The organism is Paenibacillus haidiansis (assembly GCF_036553665.1).
GTDB lineage: Bacteria > Bacillota > Bacilli > Paenibacillales > Paenibacillaceae > Fontibacillus > Fontibacillus haidiansis.
Genome location: NZ_JAZHPZ010000001.1, coordinates 548,413 through 559,995 on the forward strand (window position 1 = coordinate 548,413; position 11,583 = coordinate 559,995).

The window sequence follows — 11,583 nt, forward strand, 5'->3', positions numbered from 1 at the left end:
AAAATCCAACTTTATTTCAGCATGGGGGCTTACGGTTAGGCTTGATTGGATATTATCCAATGGACGAGCCGTTCCGGGGCGTCTGCAACCCCTTAAACCTACATTTCATTGGATTTCATCCAATGAAGGTCCCGGACACGTTCGGATGAGCCAGTTATTCATTGGAAAATCTCCAATGAAGCTTCCGAAGCAAGGCCGAAATAGAAAAGCGGCACAGGGTTCAACCCTGTGCCGCACTTTCATGAATATTCGTGTTCAAAGCGAGCTATTTCCTAAGCATGCCGCTAAGAGACAGCTTCGTTGCTTTCGTTCTCACTATTGCAAAAGCTGTTGAACTGCCTGATTGACAAGCTTGCCGTCCGCCCGGCCTTTAACCTTGGGCATCAGCGCGCTCATTACTTTCCCGATATCGGCTTTCGAAGTAGCACCGGTTTCCTGGATGGTCTGCTGTACAATAACTTTAATTTCTTCTTCGCTCAGCTGTTCGGGAAGGTATTCGGCAATGATCTCGGCTTCCGCTTTGACTTGTACCGCAAGATCGTCACGACCTGCTTTTTCAAATTCTTGGAGGGCATCTTTGCGCTGTTTGATTTCACGACTGAGGATATCAAGCACTTCATTATCGTTCAAAGGTCTTTTCAAATCTATCTCAAGATTCTTGATCGTAGCACGAACCATTCGAATGGTGGAGAGTTTGAACTTGTCTTGACTCTTCATCGCTTGCTTCATATCTTCGTTCAATCGCTCGCTAAGATTCATGGTAGCATAATCCTCCTAAAACTTTCTTTTACGAGCAGCCTCGGACTTTTTCTTGCGCTTTACGCTTGGCTTTTCATAATGCTTGCGTTTCTTCACCTCAGCCAAGACGCCATCTTTAGCGATGGAACGCTTAAAGCGACGAAGTGCAGCATCAATTGTCTCGTTTTTGCGAACTTTAGTTTCAGACACCAGTTTTCCCTCCCTCCGACCAGACCGTCCAAGAGCCTAACACGGTTCATCAAACTTCATTATAGGGGAAAAATAAATAGGGTGTCAACCTGGACACCCATATTTAAGATGCCTGGAAGATAATGCATCGTCAATCAGGCATGCGAATTGGAGTTTTGCACCAGCGCGCCGAGCTTTGCTCCGCCCAGCAGGTGATAATGGATGTGATACACCGCTTGTCCGCTGTCCGGCCCGCAATTGTTGATCAGGCGGTATCCGCTCTCCGCCACGCCGAGCTTTTTGGCCGCTTCCCGGGCTACAAGATGCAGCTCGCCGATCAACCCTGCATCTTCCGCCGCCAGATCGTTCATCGTCGGGATATGCTTCTTCGGAATAATCAGCACATGGGTCGGCGCCGCAGGCTCAATATCATGGAACACGAGAAAGCGGTCATCCTCGTATACTTTATTCGAAGGAATCGTGCCTTCGGCAATCTTGCAAAACAAACAGTTGTCCACCTGAAAGACCTCCTTAAAAATTACTCTTAACATCCATCATACCGAAAATGGGCAAAAAAAAGAAGCACCCAGCTCCCTCGAAAGAGTTTGCTCGTCGCACGGACGTATTGGACCGAAATAACGAAGTCTAATCTCTGTCACCAATACGTCCGTCGGGGTGCTACCAAATTGATGTCGGCTAACTGTAGTATAACAGCGGGTTGACACTGTATCTGTGATCTACATCACGAAGTAAAAATTTGGGCGCTAAATAAATGTACGTGTATCATTATTGCGTCCGAACTTGTAAGTGGCGATCAAAAAGAACACGACCGCGTAAATGATCAGGATCGACAAGCTGAGCCAAACGCCAACGAAACCACCGCCGCCCTGCAGTTCCTCGATCGCCTGCAGCACCCAGTGCTGAGGCATAAAATCGGCAATCCGGCGGATGACCGCAGGCATGATTTCGACCGGAAAGAAGCATCCGGCAAGCAGACAGGTCGGCGTGATGATCAGATTATCCAAGGAACCGGAAATCCCGGTGTTTTTGGAGAAGGCCACGATCACAAGCGACAACCCGACGGACACGAGAGCGAACAGCCCCAGCAAGCCCGCCAGCGAAGCCATTGGAATGCCGGGATCCAGCTTGAACACATATCTTAAAAAGAACAAAGTCACGATAATTTGCAGCAGCATTACAACGATATTGACGATCACATTAGCGATGACATAGGTTTTGGAACTCACCGGCGAAGAGATAATCCGGAAAAACGTCCGATCCTCCCGTTGTTTCAGCATCAGCTCCGACAGATTGACCGACGACATCATCATGAACAGAATCAGGAAGCCCACGGATTGATAGGTCATATCCTTCGAGACGGATTTATCGCCCACGGATTCGGCCCCGAATTCGAAGGACATATCGCGATATTCCCCAAAAATCTGGTCGAATCTCGCAGGATTCCCGAGGGCGGCTTTTCCGATCTCCGCCATATTATCAATATAACTATACAGCATTGCCTTCAAATAAGCTGTAACCTGGGCGCCCTTCACCGATTGGATGGCGATATGCTCCGGCTGTCCGGCGAGCACGCTTTGCGAATATCCCTGCTCCAGCAGCACCCCGCTATCCAGCTTACCTGCGACAAGCCGGCGGGATAATTCCTCTTCTGTCACATTCTCGACCTTAACCTGGCCCATTTCGGAGATGAACCGGACGGTATCCGCGGCAATGGCCTCGCTCCCGTCCATATTGACCACGCCGACACGCAGCGCGCTTTGCCCGGAATTCGCAAAGAGAAACGTCGAGATCAAGACTCCCGCCAAAGGCAGTCCAAAGTAAATGATGAGGCTGCCGCGTTTCCGAAATTCCCGCCGCAGCGTGGTTACAGCAAGCCACCATATATTCCTGTCCATGTTAGACTCCCTCCTTACGGCGCATAAGCGCGGCCGACCCAAGCAGCATCAATATAGCCAATCCGATATTCAGTCCAACGACGGGCCACATGGCCGCCGTTTCTCCGCCATAGACGATTTTGGTCAACGCCACATTTCCCCAGCGAATGGGGGACAGGCCCGCGATCCATCCGATCGCTCCCAAATCCTCGTCCACGCTCATCGGAAAGTACGCGCCGCCGAATAAAGCGGCCAATTGTGTGATGATCATAATCACGCTCTTTCTTGCGGTATCTTTAAAGAGATAACTGACCGTTAGGCCCAAGCTTACCGCCAATATGACTTCGGTGAGCAATACGCCGAGCACATAAAGCATATGATCGCCCCAGTATGCTTTAAATACAAATTTGCTGACGACAATGATCAGACAAACACAGATCATATTCGAACAGATGCTGCCGAGTACTTTCCCGGCAAAAATAGCTCCTTTTGAAACCGGGGCTGCAATAAGCCGCTTCACCGTCCCCCTCTTCGTCTCGAAGGCGATCAACCGGCTTGCCGACCAAGACCCCCATAAGGCGACCATACAGGTCATAGCCAAGGCATAATAATCGACGGCCCCAGGCTGACGGTCGGGTACGATAGACGTCTCTTTGATATAGTTTTGTTCAAGCTGTTCCCCCGTGCCCGTCATTTGCATGACGGCTATATCCTGCCCCGCATGGGCTAAAGCCGACACGGTTTTGTATTTATCGGCAAACGCAGTCAGCATGCCTTGGACAATCGTGCTCTCTATGGTATTGCGACTGCTGCCGTATAGCGAAATACCCCCGCTCCCCAGTTCAACGTAATCGTCATACCGGTCCTGCTCCACTTCCTCCCGCCCGTTCATTCCTTCGCTCCAAGCCTCGAACCGGATGCCGGATTTCTCCGCCTCTTTCATGAAAGCCTCAAAGCTTTGCTCCAAAGTCCCGCCCCCGCTCTTATCCCGGACCAGCACGCGGATATCCCCCAGCCCTGAACCGCCGGAGAAGTCATTGGACAGGGAGACTCCCAAAATCAGGATCAGCACGATCGGAAAAGCGAGCATAAAGATCAGCGTCCACCGGTCACGGATATCGTGTTTGATTTCTTTAAATGCGATGTTCAAAATATTCAATGCATTATCCTCCCGTCGCTCGGATCTGTCCCATAGATTAATCCCTGAGGTTGCGGCCCGTCAGCGTCAGGAATACCGTTTCGAGATTCGGTTCCTGCTCCTCCACCGACCGGATGTCCGCACCGCTGTCGATCAGCGTCTTCAAAATCATGCTCAGATTATCCACCGACAAGTCGCTGCCGATGCGGATCACCTGTCCCTCCTCCAAAATAACGTGCCTAACACCGGTGACATTTTCTAATAATAGAGCAAGTTCGGGATCGCCTTTTTTCAATTCGATACGAATTTCTTTCATATCCGTAATCGCCGAGATGAGCTGCTCCTTTGTACCGTCGGCGATAATTTTACCGTGATCGATGATCGCGATCCGCGAACAGATCTCCTCGACTTCTTCCATATAATGACTCGTGTATATAATCGTGCAGCCCATCTCGTTCAATTTGCGTACCGATGCAAGAATGTAATTCCGCGACTGGGGATCGATACCGACGGTCGGCTCATCCATGATAATCAGCTTGGGACGGTGTGCGATGGCGCAAGCGATATTCAGCCGCCGCTTCATGCCCCCGGAGAAATTTTTCGGATAGCTTTTCGCTTTGTCCTCAAGGCCGGCAAACCTTAAAGCTTCCTCGGTTCTTTCTTTAAGTTCTTCCCCTCGAAGACCGTACAGCCCGGCAAAAAACTTCACATTCTCGGAAGCGGTCATGTCCTCGTAAATCGCCAAGTCCTGCGGAACGATCCCGAGATTCATTTTGGCGAAGCGGCTATGCTTCGCGATATTCCGGTCCAGAATATGGATTTCTCCGCTCGTCGGCCTTAGCAACGAGGCGACAAGATTAATCGTCGTGCTCTTCCCCGCCCCGTTCGAACCGAGAAAACCGAAAATTTCCCCTTCGCGCACCGTCAAGGACATGTTGTCGACCGCGACGAAATCGCCGAATTTTTTGGTCAATCCGCGAATATCCAGCACATTCATCCTACTTCACTCCGCTCTTTGTTTATCTTGGAAACAGCTTCGATCATGACCTCATTGTAAGAAAAAAGGATGACCTTATGACAGTGCATAAGTTCATCCTTTGAACATGAGTATTTTCATAATTATCCCTAAACGGCTGCCGGTTTAAGACGTGAAAAATCTCACGCCGCTTAGTAGGGCATCAGCGTGGTTACGCTGAAACCGCGGGTTCCGTCTGCGATGACCGTCCCGCCTACCGCAGCCGTCCGCTCTTCCATGCCGATGAGCCCGAGTCCTTTGACAATCTTGGCTTCTCCGCGCCCGTTGTCGGTCACCACGGCCTTGATCAGCTTGCCGAGCACCTTCACTTCTACATGAACCGCCGTCGCCGAGGCGTATTTGCCCGTATTGGTCAGCGCTTCGGTCACATTATCCTGAATGATCTTCCACTGCAGCGGCGTAATCCGCTCGATCTCACCCTCATGCACGACGGTGGTCATCAAACCGAATTTGCCGCCGAAAGCCTCCACCGCCGCTCTCAGCCGATGGATGCCGAGCTGCTGCACGGGGGGCTTCATATTTTTGAGCGTAAGCCGGATCTGCTCGATCGCCTCTTTGGAAATGCCGATCGCGTTTTGCAGCAGATTTTCCGCCGCGGCGGGATCGGTATGCAGCATCACTTTGGCCGCCTCCATCTGGATCAACGCCCCGGTCATGGAATGGCCGACGCCGTCGTGAAGCTCCTGGGACAAACGGCTGCGCTCCTCGAGCTTGTGCATATACTCCGAAACGCGGATCAGTTCCTCGTTATCGTGCAGTTTTTTCCGCAGCTTTTCCCCGTCCGCGCGCATCTTGTCAAGCTGCGCCTCCTGCCGCTGAATTTTGCCCGTATTCCGGTTGGCCAGCCCCCCGTTGAAAAGAGTCAGAAGCGCAATGAAGACGTATAGAAAAAGCAGACTTCGATCGCCGATGATCAGTGTCGGGGCAAACAAGGCGATATACATCGGCAGCCGCCTGCGCGAATAGGAAGCAACCAGTTCATGCAGGCCAAGCGGCATAAGCAGGATGAAATCGGGCTGAACATACAGCGTGCATAACAGCAGATAAAGGTTGGCGGCAACCATGGAGAAGCATTTGAACGCTATATTTTTAAAAAGATGCGTCAGCAGGTTCAGGCCGATGTAGATCAGGAAAAAGAGCACCAGCCAGGGCGACGGAGCGGCCGCGATGAAATAAGCGTAGGCGACCACAAAAAACAGCACGACCAGTTTATTCCCGACACTCCACAATTCCATGACTTCAGCGGACCTTTCCCGTCAAATAATAAATGGCGATTTGCGTCCGGTGCTCCAGGGCCGTTTTATTCAAAATCGAGGTGATGTGATTGGCCACCGTGCCTTCGGAAATGAACAGCTCCTTGGATATCTCCTTGTTGGACAGCCCTTTGGCGATCCGCGACATCACATCCAGCTCCCGCTCCGTGAACAGCTTCGTATCGATCGGCGGGGTATCCGGCGCCGTACGGATTTCGCCAAGGCTGCTCTTGAGCTTGTCCAAAACCGCGTTTTGCAGCACATTATGACCATGATAAACGCTTTTGATCGCGTCGCATATCCGCTCCGGGTCGTTGTTTTTCAGCAAGTATCCTTTGGCGCCGAAACGGACCGCATCCACAATATACTCGTCATCGTCAAACGTCGTCAGGATCAGCGGCTTCGTCTTCGTCTCTTCCGCCAACGCCCGCGTAGCCTCCACGCCGTTCATGTTCGGCATGCGGACGTCAAGCAAGGCTACGTCGACTTCATGCGCCTTGCAGTATTCGACGGCCTCGCGGCCGTCCGCCACCGTGGCAAGCACCTCGAAGTCCTCAAACGTGTTCAAAATAATGCGCATGCCTTCCCTGATAAAGGAATTGTCGTCCGCAATCAGCACCCGAATCTTCATATGGATCGGACCTCTTTTCCGAAAAAATCCCGCTTAATATACTACATCCGTTCGACCATAATTTTAGAACCCTCGCCCCCGCTTTCCGCGGGAATGACGATCAGCTTGCGGGCCAGCCGGTCGCGCAGCTCTGTGACATGGGTAATAATGCCGACGGCGAGATGATCGTGATGCAGATGCTCCAGCGAGGTAATGACCGTATCGAGTAATTCCGGATCCAGGGTGCCGAATCCTTCATCCAGGAAAAAGAACTGCAGCGGATACTGCCCCCGCAGTTGAATTTGCGCGGATAATGCCAGCGCCAGTGCGAGCGAGGTCAGGAAAGTCTCGCCGCCGGACAGTGTGGAAACCGGCCGCTTCACGCCCCCGTTGGCATCGTCGCAAATGACGAAGCCGCCGCCCGAATCCGTCTCCAGCGCATAGCGCTGCTTGGTCAGGGATCGCAGCCGCTGCGATGCCGCATGGCTGACATTCATCAACTGCTCCTCCGCGACGTATTCCACAAATGCATTTCCGCGCAAGGTTGACTGCAGCTTGCCCAGCAAGCCCGACCGGTGCTCAAGCTTCAGCCTTTCCGCCTCCAGCTCCTTCCAGCGGATATGCCTTGCCGCAAGATCCTCCAGATCCCGCTCGGCCCTGGCCTTCGCCTGAAGCGCGGCTTCGTCCTGCGCTTTGGCCAGTTCCAGAGCATTGGCCGCGTCCGCCCACTCTTCCTCCGTCACAACTTGCCCCTTCAGCTTCGTGTCCAGCTCTTTGAGATTGATTTCATGTTCGCGCTCCCGGTCGCGGTGATCACTGATTTTGGCGGTATCCGTGATAATCTGTTCCGATGCAATGAATGACTCCGTGACCTCTTCCTCCGCAGCAAAAGGAGACGCCGCCAGACCGCTCTGCCAGCGCGCCAGGCATTCCTTCTCCTGCTCGTGGGCCGATTGCAGCGCCTGGCGGGCCAGGGCGTCAGCCTCAGCGGCCCCGCGGTGCAAGGCGTCGTTTGTTTCCCGACGCTTGCGGGTGTCCTCCGCCGCCTGGCGCAGCGCCTTAAGACGCCCGTCCGTTTCCGCGTGCAGCCGTTCCACGGAGTCTTCGCCGATCCAGGAGGCAAGCCGATCCCTTTTTTCCCGGAGCAAGGAGCTCTTTCCCTCTTCCTGCACTTCCCATTGCAGCAATCGCTTGTCCAAGTCGATGATCTGCTGGCTGAGCCTTGATATAGCACCGGATTTCTCCTCGATGAACGGAACGCTGACCTGGAGCCGCTGCTTCAGGTCCTCACCCTTCCGATCCTTCTCGTCGATGCTTTGTTGAAGCCGCTCCGCCTCTTCCAAGGACAACTCCGGATACTCGGCGTTCCATTCGGCCAGCTTATTCTCGACCGCCGTCCGGCCGGCTTGGCCGAGCGAAGCGGCCTGCTCCCGCAAACTTATGGCTGCGGACGCCTCCGCCTGCGCGGCTGCCACTTGGGGCTGCAAAGCGTTGAGCGCGGCTTTCGCCTCCTTGGCGTCGCGCTGGAGCCGCTCCAGTGCCGTCTGCAGCCGTGCTGCCTCTTCCCCCAGCTTCGCGGCACGGCCACGCAGAGCGCCGGGATCGCGCCCATCGAAATCGCCAGCCTGCAGCCCGCCCGGAACCCCGGGTTTCCCGGCTGCCGCCTCAAACCCGGCTGTGGCCGCCGTTTCCAATTGCGCTGCCCCGGGTCTTAGGGCTTCCGTCTCGGCCTCTTCCGCACCGAGCAACTGCAGCAAGCTTCGGCAGCCATCGGCCTGCCGGGACACCGCATAATTCAACTCGCGGACCGTCGCAAGCAATGCGGCAAGCTCTTCCGCTGCGGCCTCGTTTACTGCCTGTTCTTCAGCGCCAGACGCCGCGCCGGGATGATGAACCGAACCGCACACCGGGCACGGGTCTCCCGCTTGAAGCTCCTCGGCGAGCCGGAGCGCCCAGAGCTGGCGCTCCCTGTGCTTCAGCCGGGCGCGATGCTCGGCTTCCAGCGTTGTCAGAACGCTTTCGGCGGACGCGATGTCTACGGTCAGCCTATTCAATTGCCGAAGCAGATCCAGCGCCCCGGCCGCCAATTCCCGGCATTTCGCTTCCGCCGTCCGTTCGCGGGCCGCCACTTCCTGCAGCCGGGACGATGCCTGCTCGGCCTTCGCCGCCTGGGCGGCCTCTTCCAGCCCGGCCTTGCGGGCTTCCTCCCGCAGCCTGGCGATCTCCTGCTTCCGGGTCACGGCCAATTGGATCCGCTGCCGTTCTGAAGCCTTCACTTCGCAGTCCTTCAGCATCAGCTCCAGCTCCTGCTGGCGCTGCCGGGCTTTGGCGAGAAGCTGCTCTTCCTTCTGCATCTCTTCGCCAAGGGCCTGACGCTGGCGGCTCCCCTGCTCGCGGGAGGCTTGCAACTCCCGCAGCCCGGCCGCCAGCTCGGCCGTTTCCCGCTGGAGCAGCTTCGCTTGCTCCAGCTGGTCCAGGCGCAGCAGCAGCGCCGGCTCCTCGCGGCTGAGCGCCCCTGCCGCCGCTTCCGCCGCGGCGGCGGCCTGCGATGCTGCGGCCGCGGCTTCGGCGGCGTCCGCTGCGGCGCGGACGGCGGCGGTTTCGCGTTCCGCCGTCAGCTGCCGCGCCGCTTTCCAGGCCGTGAGCGCCGGCCTGATGCTTTCCGCGGCGGCCGCCTTGGCAAGCCGCGCCTCCAGCTCGCGGATGGCGGCGTCCTGCTGCCGCAGCTCCGCGAGCAGCGCGGCCCGGCGGGCGCGCTCCCGGCTCAGCTCGCGCACCTTGGCGAGCGACTCCGTACGCCGCTCGGCCTCGCCGAGCTCCTTGCGCCGCGCTGTCGCCTGCTCCAGCGCGCCCTTCAGCGCGGCCTCCGCTTCCCGCAGCGCTTCTTCCGAGGCGCTGCCGAGCCCCTGCTGCTCGGCCGCCAGCTCTTTCAGCCCCTGCTCCGCTTCCTTCGCCTTGCGGGCCAGCTTCTGAACGAGCAGATCGCCGTATTTCTCCAGATGAAACAGCCGCTGCAGCATCTGCCGGCGGTCTACTCCCTTGAGCGACAGGAACTCGGCGAATTTGCCCTGCGGCAGTACGACCGCACGGGTGAAGTCGTCCATCTTCAGCCCGATTTTTTCCTCCACCTGGCGGGTAACTTCCGCGAGTTTATCGGCAAGCACCTTCTCGCCTTCCGCAGTAACTTCGATAAAGCGGCTGATCGTATTGCTCACGGACAGCTCGCTTTGCCGTTTGAAACGCCGCTCGACCCGGTACCGTTCGGCCCCCCCGGCGGACATCAGTTCAAAAGTGAACGCGACAAACAGGCTGTCCTCCGAATGGTTCATAATCCCTTGCGTACCGTTCGCGGCGCGGCCTACTTTGCCGTACAACGCCAGGGTAATGGCGTCCAGCAGGGTCGATTTTCCGCTGCCGGTCGGTCCGAATATCCCGAACAGCCCCGTGTCGCACAATTCGGCAAAATCGATCTCCTGCGTCTCCCGGTAGCTTTGCAGACCGGACAATTTCAGCGATATCGGCTTCATGCTTCCGCCTCCTTGTCCTGCGCTTCTTCATCCTCGGCCACCAGGGACATAAACAGCTCGACCAGTTCCGCCTCCGGCTCAGCGCCCCCGCTCTGCCGCTGATAGAATTTACGGAACATCTCATGAACGGGCATCTGGGCACGGGACTGGATCAATTCCTCCGCATCCCTGCCGGGATAGACCGGACGGATATGTACGATGCCTTCATGCGCCTTGCGCAATTTCTGAATCTCGCCCAGCGACATCGCTTCGGTGAGGTGTATTTCCAGATCGATAAACGCGCTGCCGTCTCTCCCCTCGTCCAAATAACGCCACACCTCGTCCAAGCCGCCGCGGCAGCTCCAGCGAACCAGCGGTTTTCCGCTGTATAGGAACAGCTCCTCCGCCTGCGGCGTTCCGCCGGGGGCAAGATCGAGCTGCATCACCGATTTGGCCTGGCCCGCCTCCGAGAAGCTGTAAGCAAGCGGCGATCCGCTGTACCGGATCATTCCCTTGCCCTTGACCGCCTGCGGGCGGTGAAGATGGCCTAGTGCCGTATACTGCGCACCGATATCCAGCGCGGAAGGGTCCACGGTATAGGCCCCGCCGACCTGGATCGGCCGCTCCGAGTCGGATTCCAGGCCTCCGAGCACATAAATATGGCTCATGGCCAGGTTTACGGTATCGGGTTGAAAGGCTCCGCCCAGCTGCGCCATCAATTTGCCGACCTTGGCGCTGTACGCGATGCGGAGTTCCCCTTCATCGCCGTCCCCGGCCAGCAGTTCGGAGAGCCTTGATTCCGACGGATAAGGCAAGGCCGCGATCACCGCGGTCTCTCCCGTCCGCGGTACATGCAGTGTAACGCTCTCCGCCGTCGGCAACCCCACCAGCGTGATTCCCCGGCCCGAAACAAGCGGCGCCACCGCCGATACCCGTTCCGGCTGGTCGTGATTGCCGGAGATGACCACGAGCTGGCGGCCGTTCTCCGTCAGCCGCGCGGCGGCTTCATAGAACAGCGATTCCGCCGCGGCCGGCGGGTTGACGCTGTCATAGACATCGCCGGCCATCAGAATGACGTCCGCCTGCTGATTGTCCGCCACCAGGACCAGCTCGTCCAGAAATTGAGCCTGCTCCGCAAGCCGGCTTCTCCCTTCCAGGGTACGGCCCAAATGCCAGTCCCCGGTATGCAGTATCCGCATGTTATTTTCCCCTCCGCTT

Annotated in this window: 10 protein-coding genes; all 10 read right to left on the reverse strand. The window is 56.5% G+C overall.

Annotated features, from left to right (window positions below):
• Window positions 1-315: 315 nt before the first annotated feature.
• The 10 genes from V3851_RS02695 to V3851_RS02740 all read right to left on the reverse strand — a co-directional run bounded on the left by V3851_RS02695 (window position 316) and on the right by V3851_RS02740 (window position 11,564).
• Window positions 316-759: a GatB/YqeY domain-containing protein gene (locus V3851_RS02695; protein WP_331844932.1), complete on the reverse strand. Its 444-nt coding sequence runs from the start codon at window positions 757-759 to the stop codon at window positions 316-318.
• Window positions 760-774: 15 nt separating this feature from the next.
• Entirely contained in the window at window positions 775-948 is a 174-nt protein-coding gene (rpsU, locus tag V3851_RS02700) for a 30S ribosomal protein S21 (RefSeq protein ID WP_005547957.1), read from the reverse strand.
• A 134-nt stretch (window positions 949-1,082) separates the two neighbouring features.
• Entirely contained in the window at window positions 1,083-1,478 is a 396-nt protein-coding gene (locus V3851_RS02705; protein ID WP_414859246.1) for a histidine triad nucleotide-binding protein, read from the reverse strand.
• Window positions 1,479-1,691: 213 nt separating this feature from the next.
• Window positions 1,692-2,843, reverse strand: coding sequence for an ABC transporter permease (locus V3851_RS02710; RefSeq protein ID WP_331844934.1), 1,152 nt, complete (start codon window positions 2,841-2,843; stop codon window positions 1,692-1,694).
• A 1-nt stretch (window position 2,844) separates the two neighbouring features.
• Window positions 2,845-3,981, reverse strand: a complete 1,137-nt coding sequence (locus tag V3851_RS02715) for an ABC transporter permease (RefSeq protein ID WP_331844935.1) — start codon at window positions 3,979-3,981, stop codon at window positions 2,845-2,847.
• Window positions 3,982-4,018: 37 nt separating this feature from the next.
• The gene (locus tag V3851_RS02720) at window positions 4,019-4,957 is read right to left on the reverse strand and encodes an ABC transporter ATP-binding protein (RefSeq protein WP_331844936.1); all 939 of its coding nucleotides are present in this window, start codon (window positions 4,955-4,957) and stop codon (window positions 4,019-4,021) included.
• 170 nt (window positions 4,958-5,127) lie between these two features.
• The gene (locus V3851_RS02725) at window positions 5,128-6,231 is read right to left on the reverse strand and encodes a sensor histidine kinase (protein WP_331844937.1); all 1,104 of its coding nucleotides are present in this window, start codon (window positions 6,229-6,231) and stop codon (window positions 5,128-5,130) included.
• 4 nt (window positions 6,232-6,235) lie between these two features.
• Window positions 6,236-6,880, reverse strand: a complete 645-nt coding sequence (locus tag V3851_RS02730) for a response regulator transcription factor (RefSeq protein WP_331844938.1) — start codon at window positions 6,878-6,880, stop codon at window positions 6,236-6,238.
• 41 nt (window positions 6,881-6,921) lie between these two features.
• Entirely contained in the window at window positions 6,922-10,386 is a 3,465-nt protein-coding gene (locus V3851_RS02735) for an SMC family ATPase (protein ID WP_331844939.1), read from the reverse strand.
• A complete protein-coding gene (locus V3851_RS02740) occupies window positions 10,383-11,564 on the reverse strand; it encodes an exonuclease SbcCD subunit D (protein WP_331844940.1) in 1,182 nt (393 codons plus the stop codon). Before V3851_RS02740 ends, V3851_RS02735 begins: the two co-directional genes overlap by 4 nt.
• Window positions 11,565-11,583 lie beyond the last annotated feature (19 nt).

What these genes read in the sequence shown, in the direction of transcription:
- V3851_RS02725 (WP_331844937.1), bottom strand. Translation starts at nt 6,231, where the DNA reads ATGGAATTGTGGAGTGTCGGGAATAAACTGGTCGTGCTGTTTTTTGTG.
- V3851_RS02735 (WP_331844939.1), bottom strand. Translation starts at nt 10,386, where the DNA reads ATGAAGCCGATATCGCTGAAATTGTCCGGTCTGCAAAGCTACCGGGAG.
- V3851_RS02720 (WP_331844936.1), bottom strand. Translation starts at nt 4,957, where the DNA reads ATGAATGTGCTGGATATTCGCGGATTGACCAAAAAATTCGGCGATTTC.
- V3851_RS02730 (WP_331844938.1), bottom strand. Translation starts at nt 6,880, where the DNA reads ATGAAGATTCGGGTGCTGATTGCGGACGACAATTCCTTTATCAGGGAA.
- V3851_RS02740 (WP_331844940.1), bottom strand. Translation starts at nt 11,564, where the DNA reads ATGCGGATACTGCATACCGGGGACTGGCATTTGGGCCGTACCCTGGAA.
- V3851_RS02695 (WP_331844932.1), bottom strand. Translation starts at nt 759, where the DNA reads ATGAATCTTAGCGAGCGATTGAACGAAGATATGAAGCAAGCGATGAAG.
- V3851_RS02705 (WP_414859246.1), bottom strand. Translation starts at nt 1,478, where the DNA reads ATGTTAAGAGTAATTTTTAAGGAGGTCTTTCAGGTGGACAACTGTTTG.
- V3851_RS02710 (WP_331844934.1), bottom strand. Translation starts at nt 2,843, where the DNA reads ATGGACAGGAATATATGGTGGCTTGCTGTAACCACGCTGCGGCGGGAA.